The 21,344-nt window shown below is 70.6% G+C and carries 16 protein-coding genes and 1 pseudogene; 14 read left to right on the forward strand and 3 right to left on the reverse strand.

What is annotated here, in order from left to right:
- Positions 1-62: 62 nt before the first annotated feature.
- Positions 63-713, forward strand: coding sequence for a hypothetical protein (locus ABZ851_RS29555; protein WP_361133770.1), 651 nt, complete (start codon positions 63-65; stop codon positions 711-713).
- Between the two features lie 299 nt (positions 714-1,012).
- On the opposite strand, the gene ABZ851_RS29560 is transcribed toward ABZ851_RS29555, so the two are convergent.
- Positions 1,013-1,723, reverse strand: a complete 711-nt coding sequence (locus ABZ851_RS29560) for a hypothetical protein (protein ID WP_361133773.1) — start codon at positions 1,721-1,723, stop codon at positions 1,013-1,015.
- 229 nt (positions 1,724-1,952) lie between these two features.
- Positions 1,953-4,118 carry a RecQ family ATP-dependent DNA helicase gene (locus tag ABZ851_RS29565; protein WP_361133777.1) on the reverse strand — a complete coding sequence of 722 codons (2,166 nt, stop codon included), beginning with the start codon at positions 4,116-4,118 and terminating at the stop codon, positions 1,953-1,955.
- A 125-nt stretch (positions 4,119-4,243) separates the two neighbouring features.
- Here ABZ851_RS29565 and ABZ851_RS29570 point away from each other — a divergent pair, with 125 nt between their 5' ends.
- From ABZ851_RS29570 to ABZ851_RS29600, 7 genes are all read left to right on the forward strand, one after another.
- The gene (locus ABZ851_RS29570; RefSeq protein ID WP_361133780.1) at positions 4,244-5,905 is read left to right on the forward strand and encodes a DUF4192 family protein; all 1,662 of its coding nucleotides are present in this window, start codon (positions 4,244-4,246) and stop codon (positions 5,903-5,905) included.
- 215 nt (positions 5,906-6,120) lie between these two features.
- Positions 6,121-8,115 (forward strand): glycogen debranching N-terminal domain-containing protein, encoded by a 1,995-nt coding sequence (locus ABZ851_RS29575; RefSeq protein ID WP_361133913.1) that lies wholly within the window; start codon positions 6,121-6,123, stop codon positions 8,113-8,115.
- Positions 8,116-8,164: 49 nt separating this feature from the next.
- The gene (locus ABZ851_RS29580) at positions 8,165-8,929 is read left to right on the forward strand and encodes an NUDIX domain-containing protein (protein ID WP_361133783.1); all 765 of its coding nucleotides are present in this window, start codon (positions 8,165-8,167) and stop codon (positions 8,927-8,929) included.
- Positions 8,930-9,527: 598 nt separating this feature from the next.
- On the forward strand, positions 9,528-9,653 hold the full coding sequence (locus tag ABZ851_RS29585; protein WP_361133786.1) for a hypothetical protein: 126 nt from the start codon (positions 9,528-9,530) through the stop codon (positions 9,651-9,653).
- A 121-nt stretch (positions 9,654-9,774) separates the two neighbouring features.
- Positions 9,775-10,776, forward strand: a complete 1,002-nt coding sequence (locus ABZ851_RS29590; RefSeq protein WP_361133789.1) for a FadR/GntR family transcriptional regulator — start codon at positions 9,775-9,777, stop codon at positions 10,774-10,776.
- 403 nt (positions 10,777-11,179) lie between these two features.
- Positions 11,180-12,733, forward strand: a complete 1,554-nt coding sequence (locus tag ABZ851_RS29595; protein ID WP_361133792.1) for an RNA polymerase sigma factor — start codon at positions 11,180-11,182, stop codon at positions 12,731-12,733.
- A gap of 137 nt (positions 12,734-12,870) precedes the next feature.
- On the forward strand, positions 12,871-13,680 hold the full coding sequence (locus ABZ851_RS29600) for a serine protease (RefSeq protein ID WP_361133795.1): 810 nt from the start codon (positions 12,871-12,873) through the stop codon (positions 13,678-13,680).
- A 122-nt stretch (positions 13,681-13,802) separates the two neighbouring features.
- On the opposite strand, the gene ABZ851_RS29605 is transcribed toward ABZ851_RS29600, so the two are convergent.
- The gene (locus ABZ851_RS29605; RefSeq protein WP_003981845.1) at positions 13,803-14,033 is read right to left on the reverse strand and encodes a hypothetical protein; all 231 of its coding nucleotides are present in this window, start codon (positions 14,031-14,033) and stop codon (positions 13,803-13,805) included.
- A gap of 445 nt (positions 14,034-14,478) precedes the next feature.
- Between ABZ851_RS29605 and ABZ851_RS29610 the strand changes: the two genes are divergently transcribed.
- From ABZ851_RS29610 to ABZ851_RS29635, 6 genes and pseudogenes are all read left to right on the forward strand, one after another.
- Positions 14,479-16,599, forward strand: a complete 2,121-nt coding sequence (locus ABZ851_RS29610) for a DNA topoisomerase IV subunit B (RefSeq protein WP_361133798.1) — start codon at positions 14,479-14,481, stop codon at positions 16,597-16,599.
- A 157-nt stretch (positions 16,600-16,756) separates the two neighbouring features.
- On the forward strand, positions 16,757-17,245 hold the full coding sequence (locus ABZ851_RS29615) for a DUF1453 domain-containing protein (protein ID WP_361133801.1): 489 nt from the start codon (positions 16,757-16,759) through the stop codon (positions 17,243-17,245).
- A gap of 32 nt (positions 17,246-17,277) precedes the next feature.
- Positions 17,278-18,441 (forward strand): histidine kinase, encoded by a 1,164-nt coding sequence (locus ABZ851_RS29620; RefSeq protein WP_361133804.1) that lies wholly within the window; start codon positions 17,278-17,280, stop codon positions 18,439-18,441.
- Positions 18,438-19,123: pseudogene (locus tag ABZ851_RS29625) on the forward strand (response regulator transcription factor). Before ABZ851_RS29620 ends, ABZ851_RS29625 begins: the two are co-directional and overlap by 4 nt.
- Positions 19,124-19,218: 95 nt before the next feature.
- Complete coding sequence (locus ABZ851_RS29630; RefSeq protein ID WP_361133807.1) at positions 19,219-19,725, forward strand: DUF485 domain-containing protein; 507 nt, start codon at positions 19,219-19,221, stop codon at positions 19,723-19,725.
- Positions 19,722-21,326 carry a cation acetate symporter gene (locus tag ABZ851_RS29635; RefSeq protein ID WP_361133810.1) on the forward strand — a complete coding sequence of 535 codons (1,605 nt, stop codon included), beginning with the start codon at positions 19,722-19,724 and terminating at the stop codon, positions 21,324-21,326. Before ABZ851_RS29630 ends, ABZ851_RS29635 begins: the two co-directional genes overlap by 4 nt.
- The last annotated feature ends 18 nt before the right edge of the window (positions 21,327-21,344 follow it).

The following is a 21,344-nucleotide window of genomic DNA, read 5'->3' on the forward strand; positions in this document are numbered from 1 at the left end:
TACGGACATCAATTCGGTACCCGATGACGTGTTCCGCACTTACGTTTGATAGACATCCCTTTATGCCTCTCATCCCCGAGGAGCCTCAGATTCACGAGAGTGTCCCGGGTCCCCGCGCAACTGCGGCCGCCGGCCGCACCGCGCCGACCCCCCGTCCTGTTCCTGGTCCCGGTCCCCGCCCCGCGCCGCCGCGTGGCGCTCCCGCGGCCAGTGTCCGTCCGGGCAAGCCCGGACCTGCTGCCCCGCCGCGTGGGCCTGTCGCCGCTCCGCCGGCGCAGCGCACCAGCTCCCCGCAGCCGTCCGCCGGCAAGACCGGCACCGCCGCGGGAGCACAGCTCCAGCTGATCCCGGCGCCTGCCGCCGGCGCTGTCGATGCCGCCGACGAGGCCGTCGACCTGCTGCTGGACTCCGGGCGTGCGCCGGGCGAGATCCTGGTGCTGACCACCGGCGAAACGCACCCGTGGGCCGCGCATGAACTGTCCTTCGGCGAAGCGTCCTACTGGGCCCAACACGACGCCGCGGACGATGTGTTCTACGCGGACGCCGGGGCCGGGCGTGCCACCGGACGGCCCGTCGTGGTCGTTGCCGTCAACGGCGGTACGGACGAGGTCACCGCGCAGGCCCTGCCCGCGGCGATGGCCCGTGCCGGAACGCTGCTGATCGTCTGCGGTGACCCGCAGCGGATCAACACCGTTCTCGGCGCCCCTGCCTGACCACTGCCGGTTCGCAACAGCCCGTCGGCCCCGGAGGCCGTCGGGCTCGCTTGCGTCCCTGCCGGACGAGGTCCGGACCAGGTGCGGATGGCCGGCGTTTCGGTGGGGGAGGGGTGCGGCTGTACGGGGTGAACGGTCCGTCTGTCTGCTGGGGACCGGCATGCTGAGCGGGTGCGCCCTGCCGCGTGTGCCGGGGTGTCCGGTGGGACGCCCTGCCCGCGTGCCGGAGCGCCCGGTCGGATGCCTTGCCTCCGCCACCTGACGGAAGCCGGACCCCGGACGTGTGTCCGCCGGCCCGCTCAGCGTGCTGCCGTCTGCCTGTGGGCTTCCGGGGTGCCGTCTGTCGTGCGCCGCGCCACCGGCCGGCCGCGGGCGACGGGAAGATTCGCGGCCGGGTGCGGCACCTCCGCAGGCACCGTCGTGCGACGGTTCTCCCGGGCCCCGGCTGCTGTACGGCGTGTCTCCGTGACCGGCTCGTTCGAGGGCGAGCCCCTGGGGCGGCGCCCGCCCCGGCCCTCCCCCAGGACCTGCCAGCGGTCCGGGGTCAACGTGATGTACGCCCCGCAGCGGAGCCCGTGCAGGGTGCAGGCGTCACGCAGCCCCCACATCCAGGCCCCGTCCGTCTCCGTCCACAGCGGCTCGCCCTCGCGGCAGTAGAGCAGCACGGCGGTCCGGACCGGGGCACGCAGCCGCAGGTCGTGCGGGATGACCCGGCGCAGGTGCGTCAGCAGGACATTGCGGAACTCCCAGCCGTCGGGAGCGGTCGTGAGCTCCGTGAAGGAGGCGCTGGCCGTCACCCGCTCATGGGCGTCGAGCACCGCGACGATGGCCGTCGACGGCACCGGCCGATGACGGTCGTGCAGGCCGGTGACGACCTCACGGGGGTTGCGCAGCAACGGGATACCGGCCGAGGCCCATTCGGCGGGCTCCAGCATCCGGCTCAGCCGGGCGGCGGGGTCGGCGGACGGAGGCGGGGACACCTGCGGGTGCGGGGCGAAGCCGAAGGACACGTTCCTCCCATCGTCTACGCGTCCGCGTCTCGGGCGGTGGCCGCGCGCGGCTACGCACCACGGCATGGCCCTGCCTGACCACGGACGGCCGGTACGGGGAAGCAACTCCAATTCTCGCGGCCGCATCGGCATGCGGCAACGAGCAATTCCCGCCCACGACCCAAATCGTCCGGGGAAGGGTAAATGTCCCTGCCCGTCGCCGCGTCGGGATGATGCGGGCCGTGCGTTCCTAGCCCTGCACGGCGAGGACCAGCGGAAACACCTCCGCTGCCCCCGCCCGTCGCAGCAGCCGGGCGGCAACGGCCAGCGTCCAGCCGGTATCGGCGTAGTCGTCCACCAACAGCACGGGGCCGGCCGCCGAAGCCAGCGCCTGCGCCAGCTCCGGCGGAACGCCCAGTGAACCGTGCAGTGCCCGCAGTCGCTGGGCGCTGTTGCTGCGCGGAATCCTGCCGTCCGCACCGTCGTCCACCGAGGTCACCGTGCCCAGGAACGGCATGCGGCCGACCGTGGCGATCCGCTCGGCCAGGGACCGGATCAGCTGCGGGCGGCTGCGCGAGGAGAGCGCGACGACACCCACCGGGCGGGCCGGGGCATCCGCCGCCCCCGAGGCCCAACCACCGGGCCCCTTGGCCCAGTCGGCGAGCACGGTGACCACCGCGGCCGCCACGTCGTCGGGGACCGGGCCGTCCGGCGCCTGCGCCGCGAGCATCGGCCGGAGGCGGTTGCCCCACCCGATGTCGGAGAGCCGGCCCAGGGCCCGGCCGGTCGCCGCCAGCTCACCTGCCGGGATACGCCCCTTGAGGTCGACACCGACGGCCGGCAGCCCCGTCGGCCACATCCGCCGCGGCTCCACCTCCACCCCGGGCCGCCCCAGCTCACCGCGCGCCGCATCCAGCGCAGCGGCGGACACCTCGGCGGTGAACCGTGCCCCCGCGCAGTTGTCGCAGCGGCCGCACGCCACGGCCGCCTCGTCGTCCAACTGCCGCCGCAGGAACTCCATCCGGCAGCCCGTGGTGGTGGCGTACTCCCGCATGGCCTGTTGTTCGGCCTCGCGCTGGCGGGACACCCACGCATAGCGCTCGGCGTCGTACGACCACGGCCGGCCGGTGGAGGTCCAGCCGCCCTTGACGCGCTGCACGGCGCCGTCCACATCGAGCACCTTGAGCATGATCTCCAGGCGCGAGCGGCGCAGTTCGACCTGTGGTTCCAGAGCCGGCAGCGACACCGGACGCCCGGCGGCCGCCAGGACGTCCAGGGTCCGCCGCACCTGCTCCTCGGGCGGAAAAGCCAGCGAGGCGAAGTACTTCCAGATGGCCTCGTCCTCCCGCCCGGGCAGCAGCAGCACCTCGGCGTGCTTGACCCCGCGGCCGGCCCGGCCCACCTGCTGGTAGTAGGCGATGGGGGACGACGGCGAGCCCATGTGCACCACGAAACCCAGGTCGGGCTTGTCGAAGCCCATGCCCAGCGCCGAGGTCGCCACCAGCGCCTTGACCCGGTTGGCGAGCAGATCGTCCTCGGCCTGCTGGCGGTCGGCGTTCTCCGTCTTGCCGGTGTACGAGGAGACCGTGTGCCCCCGCTGGCGCAAGAAGGCCGTGACCTCCTCGGCGGCGGCAACGGTGAGCGTATAGATGATCCCCGAGCCCGGCAGCTCGTGCAGATGATCGGCAAGCCAGGCGAGCCGGTGCGCGGCGTCCGGCAGCGGGAGGACACCCAGGCTCAGGCTCTCCCGGTCCAGCGGCCCGCGCAGCACCAGTGCCTCGGTGGAGCCCTCGCCCGTGCCGAGCTGTTCGGCGACATCGGCGGTCACCCGCGCGTTGGCCGTCGCGGTGGTGGCGAGCACGGGCACGCCGGGCGGGAGATCGGCGAGCATGGTGCGCAGCCGCCGGTAGTCCGGCCGGAAATCATGGCCCCAGTCGGAGATGCAGTGCGCCTCGTCGACCACCAGCAGACCGGTGGCCGCCGCGAGCTTGGGCAGCACCTGATCGCGGAAGTCGGGGTTGTTGAGCCGCTCCGGGCTGACCAGCAGGACGTCCACCTCGCCCGCCGCCACCTCGGCCTGGACGGTGTCCCACTCCTCGGTGTTGGCGGAGTTGATCGTGCGGGCACGGATTCCCGCCCGCGCGGCTGCCTCGACCTGATTGCGCATCAGCGCGAGCAGCGGGGAGACGATCACGGTCGGTCCGCTGCCGCGCTCGCGCAGCAGCGCCGTCGCGACGAAGTAGACCGCGGACTTGCCCCAGCCCGTGCGCTGGACGACCAGCGCGCGGCGATGGTCGGCGACCAGCGCCTCGATGGCCCGCCACTGATCCTCGCGCAGCCTGGCCTCGCCGCCGGGATCCCCAACGAGGCGGGTCAGGACGGCGTCGGCTGCGGCACGCAGATCTTCGTTGCTCATGCCCCCATGCAACCCGATGCCACTGACAACGCGCGAACGCCCGCCCGAAGCTGTGGATAACCTCGCCGCCCGAGAGTTATCCACAGGGGTCGCGGCGCAGCGGCCGGCCGCGGGATCTTCGAGCCATGAATCCGCACAGCGAACCGAGCAAGCGCCTCGGCGACAGCCACTCGACCCCCGCGGCCGCCGACCCAGCCGCCCCGAACCCCTCGAGCTCTCCTCGTCCTCCCCGCACGCCGGAGCCACAGGCTCCCGCCGACCCGCCCAGCGCATCCGCAGCATCCGGCCCCACGACGCCCACCGACCCTGTCACCCCCACCGAATCCGCCGTCCCGCCGGCCCCCGCGGAATCCACCAGCCCTCCCACCCCCTCCGATCCCTCCGCCCCCATCGTTTTTTCGCCCCCGCCCCACCTCACCGCCTCCACGGCCCCCTCCCTCCCGTCCAGCCCCTCCCATGCCTCCGCCCCTTCCGACGCACCCAAGGCTCCGTCCGCCGATGCGCAGGTCACCTTGCGCGGCCCGGCCGAGCTCGCCGACGCCCTGCCGTATTTGATGGGGTTTTACCCGGACGACAGCATCGTGATGGTCGCGCTGAACGGCGAACGGGGACGCTTCGGCGGCCGGGTCAGGATCGGCATCCCGACCGATACCGCGCAGTGGCCGGACGTCGCCGACCAGCTCGCCGAGTGCCTGATCTCCGCAGGCCAGGAGCGGGACACCCGTCCCGCGGCGATCATCGTCTACCTCTGCCAGGAGCCGGCGGCGGGGGAGAGCGGCAAGGACGTCAAAGACCGCCTCCGCCCGCTCGCCCAGCGGCTGCGCACCGCCTGCGGCACGCTCGACGTACCGGTTCTCGAAGCCCTGTGCCTCTCCGGCGGCCGATTCTGGTCGTACTGCTGCCCCGACTTCCGGTGCTGTCCCGCGGACGGCACACCCATGGTCATGCCGGGCACGTCCGTGATGGCCGCGGCCGCCGCCTACGCGGGAATGCAGGTGCGCGGCTCTCTCAAGGAGATGGAGGCCAGGCTCACGCCCCGTACCGGGCCGCGGGCCGTGGCACAGGAGAAGGCGCTGGACGGGGCCGCCGGCGCGCTGGTTCCGCGCATGCTCCGGCGGGACGGTGCAGCGGCCGTCCGCCGGGACACCCTCGACCTGGCCGACGCCATGATCCACCGCTTCCGTCAGGACACCCCCTCGGGCAGCAACCGGGCCAGGGACGCCTGTGACGACGCGCTGATCACCGATGCCGAGGCAGCCGATCTCATCCTCGGCCTCCAGGACCGGGTTACCCGCGACCGGGCAGCGGAGTGGATGGACGGTTCCGCCGCCGCGCCGGCCCTTCGGCTCTGGCGTGCACTCGCCCGCCGCTGCGCCGGCGGCTATGTCGAACACGCGGTGGCACCCCTGACTCTCGCCGGCTGGGTCTGCTGGTCCACCGAGGACGGGCCCTCGGCGCGCGTCGCCCTCAGCTGCGCCTTGGCCCTCGACCCCGGCTACACCTTCGCCCAGTTGCTGCACCGTGCCATCAATGAAGGCCTCGATCCGGAGCCCCTGCGCCGCTGCCTGCGCGAGCAGCACCGAGAGGCGGTGAGCGCAGCCGCACCCGCCGCCCCGGCGCCCGCCGCCAAGAAGACGCCGCGGTCCACGAAGCGCCCCGGGCCGAGCCGGTCCGGGGCGGGCAACCGCCCCCGGGGCCCGCGCGGCGGTACGGGCCCCGGCGTCCGTACGACCGACGGGCGCGGCAGGCGCCGGGCCGGCCGGGACGGCGATCGGAGCCGGCGGTGACCGTGCCGTCGTGGCCCGGCCGGCGTGACCTGCGCGCCGGCCGGGCCGTTCACCCGAGTGGAGCAACGCGTACCAAGCCCCGACCTCATCAGGGAGCGCATCACGTGCCAGGCATCATCCCCGCTACCCGGCCGGCCCACCGGCTCCCCGGAGAGCGGCGCCCGCCGTCACCCCGGGCCCCGCAACCCCAGCCCGTCCACTCCTCCCTCGTCTGTGTGGCCCTCCCGGCTCTCGCCGTGTCCCCGGCGTCGGGGCAGCTGACCGGCCGCGGCATGGACGGCTTCTACCGCGACGGCCGACGGGTTCTGTCCCGCTGCGAACTACGGGTCGCGGGCGACGAACCGCTCGTCGTCCAAGGGCGGTTGACCGCCGCCGGCCGGGCACGGTTCCTCGGGACGATCCGTAGGGCCGGCGAGCGGGGGCCGGACCCCGAGATCCGTGTGGAGCGGCTGCGATCCGCCGACGGCACCGAGCAGATCACGTTCCGCAGCAGCGCCACCCGGCCCGTCCGGCTGGCGGTCGAGATCCGGCTGGGCACGGACCTCGCGGAGCTCGGAGCCATCGCCGTCGGTCTCCCGGGCCCCGAACTGCGGGCCACCGTCCACGGCGCCGGACTCCGCTGGTCCGCGACCGGTGTGCACGCGGTGGCGTCCGCGACGCCCTCGCCCGAGGACGCGCTCGCCTCGGCGGGCCTGCTGCGCTGGGTACTCGAGCTGCCGCCCGGCGGCCACCGCGGTATCGAACTGCGCACCTCACTGGAGTACGAGCCGGGCGGACCCTTGGACCATCACGGACCTGCGACTGACGCCCGCATCCCCGCACCACGCACGGGAACGGTCGCCCGGCGAACGCGCAACGACCGGCCACCGTGCCCCTGGACGGCAGCCAGGCTGGAGTGTGACGACCGCCGGGCCGACGCGCTCATGGCGAGCAGCCTCGACGATCTCCACGGCCTGGTGATGCGGGACCCGGTCGCCGCCACGGACAGATATGTCGCCGGCGGATTCCCGTGGCGCTGCGGTCTTGCACCGGCCGAGGCACTGTGGACCGCCCGGATGCTGCTGCCCCTGGGCACACGGCTCGCCGCAGGCACGCTGCGGGCGCTCGCCCGTAGCCAACAAGCCGCGCCAGGAGCGGATTTCGGCCGAATTCCCGGCGCTCTGCGGGACACCGGGCCACACTCCCCACCGAGCTGTACCGGCATCGAGGCAACCCTTCTGTTCCCCGCCGTGCTCGCGGAGGCCTGCCGCTGGGGCCTGCCCCCGCACGAGACGGAGCGGCTGCTGCCCGCCGCGGAGCGTTGCCTGACATGGCTGAGGAGGATCACCGACCCACCGGGCGGGGGCCGCAGCGGCTACGTCCCCGATCCCGGGCCCGGCGGGCCGTACCGCTGCGAAACCCAGGCCCATGCCCATCGCGCGGCTCTCTTGGGCGCCGATCTCCTCGATGCCTCCCGGCCCTCCGACGCGGCGGCCCTGCGCGACTGGGCAGCCGACCTGCGCACCCGCTTCCGCAGGGACTTCTGGCTGGAGGACCCGGCCGGCGGCAGACCCGCCACCCTGCTCACCTCGGACGGCCGACCCGTTCCGCACTTCGGCTCCACCGCCGCCCACCTCCTCGACACCGGACTGCTCGGTGGCGGGAGGTCGGCCCCCGGCCTGCTGGACGCGGCACAGACCGACCAGCTGGCCGGACTGCTGGCCGGCCCGGCCATGGACTCGGGATGGGGCCTGCGCGGGCTGAGCACCAAGGAGAGCGGCTACAACCCCTTCGGCCACCGCACCGGCGCGGTCCGTGTCCACGAGACGGCGGTCGCCGCCGCCGGCCTGGCCGCAGCCGGACACGAGCAGGCAGCCGGCAGCCTGATCAAAGGAGTGCTCGATGCCGCGGAGAGCTTCGGGTACCGCCTCCCCGAGATGTACGCGGGCGAGCAGCGCACCGCGGGCGGCATCCCCGTACCCCATCCGGCGGCCTGTCGTCCCGCTGCCGTGGCGGCAGGCGGCGCGGTCCACATACTCGTCACGCTCGCCGGCCTGCGCCCCGATGTCCCTGCCCGAACGGTGTCCGTACGGCCGCTCGGGACCGCCCCGCTCGGCGCGATGCAGCTCACCGGTCTGTGCGTCGCCGAGCAGCCGTTCGGCATGCGGATCAGCAGACTCGGCATGGGCATGGTGGAGACGGCGGCGGAAGGCCTGCAACTGGGGTCGTGACGTGCTCCGGGGCCTGTTTATCGTCAAGCGGACGACTATGATCACGCCCATGCCTCCCTACGACCCGTCGGCCTTCCCGCCCTTCGCCGTCACCGTCGATCTGGTCGTGCTCACCGTGCGCCGCCATGCTCTGTGCGCGCTGGCCGTGCGCCGCGGTGAGCCGCCGTTCCAGGGCCGCTGGGCCCTGCCCGGCGGATTCGTCCGGGGCGACGAGGACCTTGAGGCCGCGGCCGCCCGGGAGCTGGCCGAGGAGACCGGTCTGCACGCCCAGTCCCCGGCCGGCCCGTCCCCCGTCTACGGCGCACACCTCGAACAGCTCGCCACCTACGGCGACCCCAAACGGGACCCCCGAATGCGGGTCGTCAGTGTCGCGCACCTGGTACTCGCCCCCGACCTGCCCGCGCCCACCGCCGGTGGCGACGCCCACAGCGCGCGCTGGGCGCCCGTGGAGACTCTGCTGGAACAGGACGACGCCCCCACCCGCGAGGGCGAGCTTGCGGCTCCGCTGGCCTTCGATCACGCCCGGATCCTCGCCGACGGTGTGGAGCGCGCCCGATCGAAGATCGAATACTCCTCGCTCGCCACCGCCTTCTGCCCGCCGGAGTTCACCGTGGGTGAGCTGCGCCGGGTGTACGAGGCGGTCTGGGCCGTCGCCCTGGATCCCCGTAATTTCCACCGCAAGGTGACCGGCACCCCTGGATTCCTGGTGCCCACAGGCGGCACGACGACGCGTCAGGGCGGCCGTCCCGCACAGTTGTTCCGAGCCGGTGGGGCCACGCTGCTCAATCCGCCGATGCTGCGCCCCGAGGTCTGAGCCCGCACAGCCTTCACGGCACCGCGGGGCTGAAGTTCACCCGCAGTGACACGATGGTCCGTCGCAATTGCTCAATTGCGAGAAAATAGGACATATAGCAGTACTGTGGCCGGGTGAGTCCCTTCGTGCCCCAAGAAGCCCCCGGTCGGCCTCACGCCCCATCAGTGGTGTGGCGCCTCGCGCCGCCGGGTCGTCCGGCGGGCCCCGTGACTCGCATCCGGCCACGGTCGGCCCCTTCGCCCGCGCGATGCCCTCCGCGCGTGGCGCCGCCCCGCTAGCGTCCCGCAGTGCGGGCGGCAGCTGCCCGGACCGGCCCGCGGCCGTCCGCTCGCCGCGCAATCCGGTGCCTCCTCCGCCCCCTCTCGACTTCGATGCGCCGTCCGAGGGTTCCGCGATTGCGTTTATGGAGTGCATCGTGTCGAGTGCCCTGTTCCCGCTGTCAGTTGAACGGGGTCACCGAACGGCTGGATTCAGGCTGGATTATTGACCTTCAATGTATTCCGTTCCGTCGCAATGGGGATTGCCGACAGGGGCTGTCCTGGCCCTCAACAGAGGGTTTGACCCACGGTCGGCGGCCGCGTCAAGCACCCCTTCGCAATTGACCAAGACGCACCTGTTCGTGATGCCACTCACGCTCCAACTCGCAGGGGGCGCACCGTTGTTGCCGACAACAGGCCTGGTCTGCGGATATGCCCTCGCCGTGCTGCGCGGCTTCTGCTGCTGATCGAGTAAGGCATATATTTTGGCGCCCTGTTGGTGCGGCTGCTGTCCACAACTCGCCATGGAGAGCGCATTTCTTTCCGATAAAGCGTCAATTCGGGGATGGGGGGCGATCACCCTTTCGTGTGCTTTTCACCAAAGACCTCAAGGGTGTTCAGGGTGTCGCCGACAAAAGATGCGTGAGTACCCTTGCGCACACCATGATGACCGCGGCTCGCCCCGGCGACACCGGCCTCGCAGGCCCGGGCGAGCTTGACCGCTACCCCTACGCGAACGCCGCCAACGCCGCGAACGCCAACAACGCAGCCGGCCATGACCGTGCCGAGCGCGTTTCGCAGGTCTGGGACGGCTCCGAGGCCGACATCGGCCGGGTCGGCCGTCGCGCCGCCGGCAGCCGCGGCCGCGGCCTGCACGGCCAACTCGTCCAGCAGCTCGGCCAGATGATCGTCTCCGGGGATCTCGGCGCGGACCGCCCGCTCGTCCCCGAGGAGATCGGTCAGCGCTTCGAGGTCTCCCGCACCGTCGTCCGTGAGTCCCTGCGAGTCCTCGAGGCCAAGGGCCTCGTCAGCGCTCGCCCGAACGTGGGTACCCGGGTGCGCCCGGTCAGCGACTGGAACCTCCTCGACCCCGACATCATCGAATGGCGGGCCTACGGGCCTCAGCGTGACGACCAGCGCCGTGAGCTCTGCGAGCTGCGCTGGACGATCGAGCCCCTCGCCGCCCGGCTCGCCGCCGGCCACGGCCGTGAGGACATCCAGCAGCGGCTGGCCGACATGGTCGAGATCATGGGGCACTCCGCGGCCCAGGGCGACACCATGACCTTCTCCCGCGCCGACGCCGAGTTCCACTCGCTGCTGCTGCAGCTCGCCGGCAACCGCATGCTCGAACATCTCTCGGGCATCGTCTCCGCCGCCCTGCATGTCTCCGGCGGCCCCGGTGGCGGCTGCGAGCGGCCGGTCGAGACCTCCGTGGGCCAGCACATGCGGGTCGTCGACGCCATCGGCTCGGGCGACGCCACGGCGGCCGAATCAGCGATGCGCCAGCTCCTCGCCGCCCATGGCGAGGCCGGCGGCCAGGGCTCCGGGACGCCCGTGGACCACGTGGTCCCCGCGCCCCGCGAGCACTGAAGGCCCGTACCCGGCCGTGTACGGACCGTAGGCGCCGCGCGGCCCCGTGTCCTGCGCACCCCTCGGGGCAGGGCACGCCGTACGCGGCGAGACGCAGAGATATCGCCGGATCCGCGTCCTCGACCGGATCCGGCGACAGGTCTTGGGAGGATTGCATGTCATATGACTGGGAATGGGTCGTTATGGGGTGTGACTCGGGCCACGCAGTTTGGGCGTAACGCTCTTCCGGGAAGCGCGATGACTTAAGAGGTGATAGCCGAGGAGGGAATACGAGCGGCGTTCGTGACGCTGTTCAACTCCCCGGTTGCCCCTGCGCCGTCGGTCCATCCCCACCGGCGGTCGTCGGCTCCGATCCACACTGGACGGGGTCGGAAGCCGTTTCCATCGTTCCGAGAGGTTGTTCGTGTCGGCCAGCACATCCCGTACGCTCCCGCCGGAGATCGCCGAGTCCGAGTCTGTGATGGCGCTCATCGAGCGGGGAAAGGCAGATGGGCAGATCGCCGGCGATGACGTGCGTCGGGCCTTCGAGGCTGACCAGATTCCGCCAACCCAGTGGAAGAACGTTCTGCGCAGCCTCAACCAGATCCTCGACGAGGAGGGTGTGACGCTGATGGTCAGTGCCGCAGAGGCGCCCAAGCGCACCCGCAAGAGCGTCGCAGCGAAGAGTCCGGCGAAGCGCACCGCCACCAAGACCGTCGCGGCCAAGGCCGCCACGGTCAAGAAGACCACCGCCGCCGCGGCCCCCGCCCCTGTGGCGGACCCGTCGGCCGGTGAGTCCGAGTCCGCGCCTGCGAAGAAGGCAGCGGCGAAGAAGGCGACCGCCAAGAAGACGGTCGCGAAGAAGGCCACGGCCAAGAAGGCCACCGCCAAGAAGACCGCGTCCAAGAAGGACGTCGACGAGCTGCTCGACGACGAGGTGACCGAGGAAGCACCGGCGCCCGGCAAGGGCGAGGCTCCCGAGGTCGCCGAGGGCGCGGAGAGCGCCGGTTTCGTCCTGTCCGACGACGACGAGGACGACGCCCCGGCGCAGCAGGTCGCCGCGGCCGGCGCCACTGCCGACCCGGTCAAGGACTACCTCAAGCAGATCGGTAAGGTCCCGCTCCTCAACGCCGAGCAGGAAGTGGAGCTCGCCAAGCGCATCGAGGCGGGTCTGTTCGCCGAGGACAAGCTGGCGAACTCCGACAAGCTCGCACCGAAGCTCAAGCGTGAGCTGGAGATCATCGCCGAGGACGGCCGCCGGGCGAAGAACCACCTCCTGGAGGCCAACCTCCGTCTGGTCGTCTCCCTGGCCAAGCGGTACACCGGCCGCGGCATGCTGTTCCTGGACCTGATCCAGGAGGGCAACCTCGGTCTGATCCGTGCGGTCGAGAAGTTCGACTACACCAAGGGCTACAAGTTCTCGACCTACGCCACGTGGTGGATCCGTCAGGCCATCACCCGTGCCATGGCCGACCAGGCCCGTACGATCCGTATCCCCGTCCACATGGTCGAGGTCATCAACAAGCTCGCGCGCGTCCAGCGCCAGATGCTCCAGGACCTGGGCCGCGAGCCCACCCCGGAGGAGCTGGCCAAGGAACTCGACATGACCCCCGAAAAGGTCATCGAGGTCCAGAAGTACGGCCGCGAGCCGATCTCGCTGCACACCCCGCTGGGCGAGGACGGCGACAGCGAGTTCGGTGACCTCATCGAGGACTCCGAGGCGGTCGTCCCGGCCGACGCGGTCAGCTTCACGCTTCTGCAGGAGCAGCTGCACTCGGTTCTGGACACCCTCTCCGAGCGGGAGGCCGGCGTCGTGTCCATGCGCTTCGGCCTCACCGACGGCCAGCCCAAGACGCTGGACGAGATCGGCAAGGTCTACGGCGTCACGCGTGAGCGGATCCGCCAGATCGAGTCGAAGACGATGTCGAAGCTGCGTCACCCGTCGCGCTCCCAGGTGCTGCGCGACTACCTCGACTAGTCCGACCGCTCCAAGAGCGCCACGAGCCCGGTCACTCCTTAGCTGGAGTGGCCGGGCTCGCGCTCGTCCGGGGTGCGCCGGGCCGCCGTTTGGGTCACTCTGGGTGTGCGCGCACTGTCCCAGAGTCAGGAGTTGGAATGCGCCCGACCGCACCTGCTGCCCTCGGCGCCCTCGCGCTGGTCCTCGTCCTCCCGGTGTCGGCGACTGCGGACGAGTTGGTGATCGGCGGTAAGCCCGCAGCGCTGTCACAGAGCCCCTGGGCGGTGGCACTGGCCTCCCATGAGCGCTTCGGGACCCAGCGCTCCGGGCAGTTCTGTGGTGGCGTGCTCGTCGGGCACTCGACGGTGGTGACGGCGGCGCACTGTCTGAGCAAGGAGATTCTGGGCGTCCCCTGGAGGGAAGTGCGGGACCTGAGGATCGTCGTCGGCCGCGACAAGCTCAGTGGTGGCGGCGGCCAGGAACTCAAACCGGCGAAGGTCTGGGTCAACCCGCGCTATGACAGCTACACGAACGACGGTGACATGGCCGTCCTCACGCTGGGCAAGCCGGTTCCGAACCGGCCCATCCCGATGGCGGGACGGCAGGACAGCGCCTACCGGGCCGGCAATGCGGCCACGGTCTACGGCTGGGGGGACACCACGGGCGGAGGCAGTTACGCGTCACGGCTGCGTGCGGCGCATGTGAATGTGCTGCCCGATGCGGTCTGTGCGCGGGCGTATCCGGGCGGTGCCGACGGTACGTACAAGGCGCGAACGATGCTGTGTGCGGGGGCGCCGCGCGGCGGCCGCGACGCCTGCCAGGGGGACAGCGGCGGGCCGCTGGTCGTGCGTGGACGGCTGGTGGGCCTGGTGTCGTGGGGGACCGGCTGCGGCCGGCCGGGCAGTCCCGGTGTCTATACGCGCGCCTCGGCGATTCTCCCGGCGGTGTCCGCAAACGGGGCCGGGTGATGAGTACGGGCGGCTGACGGGCATGTGTGCGCGTACGAGTGCGGGCGGTGTCCCCGGTGGTGTCGGGGAACCGCCCGCGATACGGCGCTGGGCCGCTGCTCGCTCGTCGTGGATGCGAAGTGTCAGCGTTCCTCATCGGACGCGGACGCCGGAGAAGCGGTCAGCCGCTCCGTCTCGTCCTGTATTTCCGCGGCGATCTTCTTGAGTTCTGGCTCGAACTTGCGTCCGTGGTGGGCGCAGAAGAGCAGTTCTCCGCCGGACATCAGGACGACGCGCAGGTATGCCTGGGCGCCGCAGCGGTCGCAGCGGTCAGCGGCCGTCAGCGGGCTCGCGGGTGTCAGAACAGTAGTCACGTCGCCTCTTCTCTAGCTCGACGAGCTGTCGTACCAGGGTCAACATCCAACCAGGCCGAAAACGTTCCCGCTCGTGCCTTTTCCTCGAAAAAATTCTCGGAGGGGGCCGGGTGCTGCCGGGTGGCGGCGAATGAGCCGTATTGCGTGGTGGTCTGATTCACGTTGGTTGTTGGATCTGTGTCCTCCCGGCTGGCTTGCCGGTTGTTGATGAGGACGTGCCCGGAGCCTAAATGGTTCATGCCTCGAAGGGAACGTGATGTGCACGTCACTCGGACGTCACCCCATCGAGGGATCGAACGTACGAGCGAAATTCTACTACCATGGGCATGCTTACGGGTGGCGTCACAACGGCTCTACCAGGCCTCGGTACCCTCTGACGGGCGACACCGCCACAACCGAGTCCGCGGAATGCGGGCTGCCAGAAATTCAGCGAGGAGCGAACCGCGTGACCGCCGAGATGTCCGTGCCGTCCACCGCAGTGCTGACCGGGGCAGACCGGGACGGTTCCAACTACACCGCGCGGCATCTGCTCGTCCTCGAGGGGCTCGAGGCCGTCCGGAAGCGCCCCGGTATGTACATCGGCTCGACGGACAGTCGCGGCCTGATGCACTGCCTGTGGGAGATCATCGACAACTCTGTCGACGAGGCGCTGGGCGGCTACTGCGACCACATCGAGGTGATCCTCCACGACGACGGGTCGGTGGAGGTCAGGGACAACGGCCGCGGGATCCCCGTGGACGTCGAGCCCAAGACCGGCCTCAGCGGCGTCGAGGTCGTGATGACCAAGCTGCACGCCGGCGGAAAGTTCGGCGGCGGCTCCTACGCGGCCTCCGGCGGTCTGCACGGCGTCGGCGCCTCGGTCGTCAACGCCCTCTCCGCCCGGCTCGACGTCGAGGTGGACCGCAGCAGCAAGACGCACTCGATCAGCTTCCGCCGCGGCGTCCCCGGCATCTTCACCGAATCGGGCCCCGACGCTCCCTTCGACCCGGGCAACGGCCTGCTCAAGGGCAAGCGGATCGCCAAGACGAAGACCGGCACCCGGGTGCGCTACTGGGCCGACCGGCAGATTTTCCTCAAGGACGCCAGGCTCTCCCTGGAGACGCTGCACGCCCGAGCCCGCCAGACGGCGTTCCTCGTGCCCGGCCTGACCCTGGTCGTCCGTGACGAGCGGGGCATCGACGGCGCCGGCAAGACGGAAGAGACGTTCCGCTACGACGGCGGCATCAGTGAGTTCTGTGAGTACCTCGCACAGGACAAGGCCGTCTGCGACGTGCTCCGGCTGACCGGCCAGGGCACCTTCAAGGAGACCGTGCCCGTCCTCGACGACCGCGGCCACATGACCCCCACCGAGGTCACCCGGGAACTGGGCGTCGACATCGCGCTGCGCTGGGGTACCGGCTACGACGCGACGCTCAAGTCGTTCGTGAACATCATCGCGACGCCCAAGGGCGGCACCCACGTCTCCGGCTTCGAGCGGTCGGTCGCCAAGACGGTCAATGAGGTGCTGCGGTCGAGCAAGCTGCTGCGCGTCGCTGAGGACGACGTCGTCAAGGACGACGCCATGGAAGGCCTCACCGCCGTCGTGACCGTACGACTCGCGGAGCCGCAGTTCGAGGGTCAGACCAAGGAGGTGCTCGGCACCTCCGCCGCCTCGCGGATCGTCGCCCAGGTGGTGAGCAAGGAACTCAAGGCGTTCCTCACCTCCACCAAGCGGGACGACAAGCAGCAGGCGCGCGCCGTCATGGAGAAGATCGTCGCCGCGGCCCGGACGCGCATCGCCGCCCGTCAGCACAAGGAGGCGCAGCGGCGGAAGACGGCGCTGGAGTCCTCCTCGTTGCCGGCCAAGCTCGCGGACTGCCGCAGTGACGACGTCGACCGCAGCGAACTCTTCATCGTCGAGGGCGACTCGGCACTGGGCACCGCGAAACTGGCCCGGAACTCGGAATTCCAGGCGCTGCTGCCGATCCGCGGCAAGATCCTCAATGTCCAGAAGTCATCGGTTTCGGACATGCTCAAGAATGCCGAGTGCGGCGCCATCATCCAGGTCATAGGGGCCGGATCCGGCCGTACCTTCGACATTGACACCGCCCGCTACGGCAAGGTCATCTTCCTGGCCGACGCGGACGTCGACGGCGCGCACATCCGCTGCCTGCTGCTGACGCTCTTCCAGCGCTACATGCGGCCCATGGTCGAGCAGGGCCGGGTGTTCTCCGCCGTCCCGCCGCTGCACCGGGTCGAACTGATCAACCCCAAAAAGGGTCAGGAAAAGTACATCTACACCTACTCGGACAACGAGCTGCGCCAGACGCTGCTCGAGCTCCAGCGCAAGAAGGTCCGCTACAAGGACAGCATCCAGCGCTACAAGGGCCTGGGCGAGATGGACGCCGACCAGCTTGCCGAAACGACCATGGATCCGCGCCACCGCACCCTGCGCCGCATCAACATCAGCGATCTCGAAGCGGCGGAGAAGGCCTTCGACCTCCTGATGGGCAACGAAGTCGCCCCCCGCAAGGAGTTCATCACCAACTCCGCGTCCACTCTGGACCGTTCGCGCATCGACACCTGACCGGACCGCAGCTCCCGACGGGCGCCCTTCCACCCCTGGGTGGACGGGCGCCCGTGGCATTTCCACCCGGCCCCCACCCTGGCTCCGATCCGGCCGCCGGCGCCGCTCCGTAGCGTCGGAAACGTCGAATTCCCCGTCCTGCGGAGGGCCTGAGCACATGAACGACTTGCTCAGCATCATTGTGATCATCGCGGCGGTTGCCTGGGCGTTCATCCGGCAGTTCTCGCCGCGGCGTGTCACGTCGGAGGGCAAGAAGTGGTGGCTTATTCCGGTCGTCCTGACGGTCCTGGCGCTGCGGCAGCCCGGCCTCCTGGATCCTGGGCGCCACGCGGCGTCCGCCGTCCTGCTCGGCGCGGAGATCCTTATCGGGCTGGCCTGCGGTGTCGGCTGGGCGTGGACGATACGTATCCGGACGGACGCGGACGGCGCGGTCTGGAGCGAAGAAGGCCGGGCGGCGGCCGGTGTGTGGCTGTGCGGCATGGTGCTGCGCCTCGGTCTCATGGGGATCGCCGCGGCCATGGGGGTCCACCAGGGCGGCGCGGCCACCATGCTCTCCGTTGCAGCGATGCTGCTGACCCGTGCCGGTGTCACCACCTGGCGGGCCCAGGCCCTGCACCAGACGTACCGTGGCCGTGTTGCGTGCTGACGCCCCTCCCCGCGCCCTGGGAAGGACCGTACGTGCCGCTGAACTACTGGACGGGGTGGCCCCTGCGGGAGTCGCTGTCCCGTGAGGGCGTCAGCGGCGCCCGGGTGCGGATCGGCCGAGCGGTGCGTGTCGTGGTACTCGCCGGCCTGGTGCGAACCACCTTGACGGGGCCGGGCTTCACCGGTTGGTGCCGGGTGGCGGCGTGTGCCGGCGTGGCCGTCACCGTCCTGGTTTTCCGCGGCTTCTTCCGCATGACGCTGGCCCGCCGTCTGGGGCCGTCCATCGGGCTGTTCGCCCTACTGGTGGTGGCGGCCTTCGGCTTCGCGTCCGCCGGGGCGGCGGCGCCCGCGATCGTGCTGTGGTGTGCCTGTGCCGTCATCGCCTTGGAGCGGCTTCCGCTCGGCTTCGCGGTACCGTGCGCCGCCGCTGCCCTCGGCGCGTACGCAGTGCTGGGCCACGGCAACTGGATCGCGACCACCGCGACCACGGTGGGTCTGGCGCTGGCGGGCTATGTCATACGGCAGGACGCCGAGGCCCGCGGCAACGCCCAGCGGCTGCTGGCTCAGGAACGGGCTGCCCGCAAGGCGGAGGCCGAATCGGCGGCGCTCACCGAACGCGGGCGGATCGCGCGCGAGATCCACGACGTCCTCGTCCACAGCCTCAGCGCCCAACTGTTGCACCTGGAGGCGGCGCGGCAGCTGATCCAGCGCAGCATCGACCTCGAGGCGGACCGTGATCAGCTCCTGGACCGGGTGGTCGCATCTCGGGGGATGGCCCGTGAAGGGCTGGACGGTACCCGTGAGGCGCTTTCCGCGCTGCGCGGGGAGGTGATCCCCGTCGAGGGCCTTCTGCGCCGCCTGACGGCCGCTGAGGGCATTCGGCTGGAGGTGGAGGGCGAGGGTCGTGCCTTGCCGGCAGAGGCGGGCCTCGCGGTCCGCAGAGTCGCCCAGGAGGCGCTGACGAACGTACGCAAGCACACCCCGGGGGCGCGGGTGAATGTGCGGCTGGAGTACGGGAGGGACGGCGTAGGGCTGGAGGTGCGTGACTTCGGCGGCCGTGGCAAGCCCGGCGAGCTCGGGGACAGCGGCTCCGGATACGGTCTGCTCGGGATGCGGGAGCGCGCCGAACTTCTCGGTGGAACGCTGGATTCCGGCCCCGACGAGGGCTTCGTGGTGCGGCTGCGGGTGCCGGTATGACGGCACGCACAGTGACACGGGTGGTGGTTGCCGATGACCAGACGGTGGTGCGCGAAGGAATCGTGATGCTGCTGGGACTGCTGCCGGGCATCGAGGTCGTGGGGTCGGCCGCGGACGGCGCGGACGCCATCCGGCTCGTCGCCGAACTCCGCCCCGACGTCGTGCTGATGGACCTGCGCATGCCGCGCTGTGACGGTGACGAGGCCACCCGGCGCCTCCGTGCCGAGCACCCCGCTACTCAGGTCGTCGTGCTCACCACCTATGCGGACGACGACTCGCTCTTTCCCGCACTGCAGGCCGGCGCCCGTGGCTACCTGACCAAGGACGCGGACGGCGATGAGGTCGTCCGCGCCATCGACGGTGTGCTCTCGGGCGAAGCCGGTCTGTCGCCCACGATCCAGCGCAGGCTGCTGGAGCGGGTCGCGGACCCCGTACGACCCCTGCTACAACCGCCGGATGTCCCCCTGACGGCCTGACCGCCCGCGAGGTGGAGGTGCTGCGACTGGTCGCCGATGGCCAGTCCAATCCGGAGATCGCGCGGACGCTGCACGTCTCCACCGCGACGGTGAAGACACGCATCAACAATCTCTTCGCCAAAGCAGGGCTGCGGGACCGGGTCCAAGCCATCCACTACGCGTACCGCCACGGCCTGGCGCAGCCGCCCGGACAGTCCATCACCTGATGGGGTGAAGGGTTCGGAATGAAGAGTCCCGGATCTTCCTTTCTGTCCAACCTTGGGTCGCACGGACAACAGCCCCGTGCACCAAGGAGAGTTCGGTGGACAAGCAGGACGGCCGCTCGGCCGGTGAATCAGGGGGCGTACGGCTCGACGACCCCTGGTACGACGCTCTCGCCTCAGGGTGGGGCGAGCTGGACGGCGCAGCGGAGGCAGCGGCTGGGTGGGGCGGTGGGCAGTCACCCCCGCCGGTATCAGTACCCGAGGACGAGCGGTCCTCGCCGCATGACGAGATCTATCTTGCGGTGCAAAGAAGCGTGGCCTTCCAGGAGGTGCGCCGCCGCTACCGGCGGTTCGTCCTGCCCGGCACAGCGGTCTTTCTGGCCTGGTACCTCGCCTATGTGATCGCGGCGACCGCCGCGCCCGGCCTCATGGCCCACCGGGTCGCCGGCGCCCTGAATGTCGCGATGCTGGCCGGGCTCGGTCAGTTCGCCACGACATTCCTGTTGACCTGGGCGTACGCGCGCCATGCCCGACTGCGCAGGGACAGCGCTGCACTCGACATCCGCTGGGAAACCCAGGAGCTCACCGGAGGGAACGTACGGTGACCGACGACCACCAGGCCCTTGCTTGGGTTCTGTTCAGCGTGTTCATCGCCATCACCCTGGCGATCACTACCTGGGTGAGTCGTCGCAGGCACGGCTCCGCCGAAGAGTTCTACGCGGGAGGGAGGCTCTTCTCTCCGATGGAGAACGGTTTCGCCATCGCGGGGGACTACATGTCCGCCGCGTCCTTCCTCGGCATTTCCGGCCTGATCGCCCTCTTCGGTTACGACGGCCTGTTGTACTCGGTCGGCTTCCTCGTCGCCTGGCTCGTCGTCCTCTTCCTCGTCGCCGAACTCGTCCGCAACTGCGGCAGGTTCACCCTCGCCGATGTCGTCGCGGCCCGGATGCGGGAACGCCCCGTCCGTATGGCGGCCGGGGCGGCCTCCGTCACCGTGTCGGTGCTCTACCTGGTGGCGCAGATGGTCGGGGCCGGCAGCCTGGTCGCGCTGCTCCTGGGGGGCGCGGGCCAGCAGGCCCGTACCTGGATGGTGATCGGGGTCGGTGCCTTGATGGTGGTCTACGTCGCCTTCGGCGGGATGCGGGCCACCACCTGGATCCAGATCGTCAAGGCCGTGCTCCTCATGGGTGGCGCCATCGCTCTGACCGTCCTGGTACTCGTCCGGTTTCACGGCGACTTCAACGTCCTGCTGAACACCGCTGCCGAACGCAGCGGCCACGGCCGTGACTTCCTCGCACCGGGCCTCAAATACGGTGAGGACTGGATCTCTCGGCTGGACTTCATCAGCCTCGGCATCGCGCTCGTCCTGGGAACCGCCGGGCTGCCGCACATCCTCTCCCGCTTCTACACCGTCCCCACGGCACGTTCCGCCCGTCGATCAGTCGTCTGGTCCATCGGGTTGATCGGTGGCTTCTACTTGATGACCATCGTGCTTGGCTTCGGTGCTGCGGCGGTACTCGGCAGCGACGCCGTCCGTACGTCCAATACGGCCGGCAACACCGCCGTCCCGCTGCTCGCGCTCGATCTGGGAGGCGGCGCGGGTTCGACCGGCGGCACGGTTCTCTTCGCCGTGGTGGCGGCAGTCGCGTTCGCGACCATCCTTGCCGTGGTCGCCGGCATCACTCTCGCCTCGTCGGCTTCCGTCGCACACGACCTGTATGCCTCGCTTCGGCGTCCGCGGGGCACGGCGCAGGATGCCCAGCGGGCCGAGGTGACCGTGGCGCGCATCGCAGCGGTGGCCGTCGGTGCGGTTGCGATCGGCCTCGCCCTGCTGGCCCAGGACCTCAATGTCGCCTTCCTGGTGGGCCTGGCTTTCGCCGTTGCCGCATCGGCCAATCTGCCGGTCCTGCTCTACACGCTCTTCTGGCACCGCTTCACCACCCGGGGCGCCGTCTGGTCCGTATACGGCGGTCTGATCCCGGCGATCACTCTGGTCGTTCTCTCACCGGTGGTCTCCGGCAGCCAGGAGGCACTTTTCCCCGGCATGGACTTTGCCATCTTCCCGCTCGACAACCCCGGTGTCGTATCGATCCCGTTGGGCTTCCTGATGGGGTGGCTGGGAACGGTGCTCTCCCCGGAGGCCGCCGATGAGGCACGGCATGCAGAGACGGAGGTCCGGGCGCTGACAGGGGCAGGGGCGGCTTAGGCCTGTTCCGATACACCA

Source organism: Streptomyces sp. NPDC047049, assembly GCF_040643995.1.
Classification (GTDB): Bacteria; Actinomycetota; Actinomycetes; order Streptomycetales; family Streptomycetaceae; genus Streptomyces; species Streptomyces mooreae.

What these genes read in the sequence shown, in the direction of transcription:
- ABZ851_RS29555 (WP_361133770.1), top strand. Translation starts at nt 63, where the DNA reads ATGCCTCTCATCCCCGAGGAGCCTCAGATTCACGAGAGTGTCCCGGGT.
- ABZ851_RS29565 (WP_361133777.1), bottom strand. Translation starts at nt 4,118, where the DNA reads ATGAGCAACGAAGATCTGCGTGCCGCAGCCGACGCCGTCCTGACCCGC.
- ABZ851_RS29570 (WP_361133780.1), top strand. Translation starts at nt 4,244, where the DNA reads ATGAATCCGCACAGCGAACCGAGCAAGCGCCTCGGCGACAGCCACTCG.
- ABZ851_RS29580 (WP_361133783.1), top strand. Translation starts at nt 8,165, where the DNA reads ATGCCTCCCTACGACCCGTCGGCCTTCCCGCCCTTCGCCGTCACCGTC.
- ABZ851_RS29600 (WP_361133795.1), top strand. Translation starts at nt 12,871, where the DNA reads ATGCGCCCGACCGCACCTGCTGCCCTCGGCGCCCTCGCGCTGGTCCTC.
- ABZ851_RS29615 (WP_361133801.1), top strand. Translation starts at nt 16,757, where the DNA reads ATGAACGACTTGCTCAGCATCATTGTGATCATCGCGGCGGTTGCCTGG.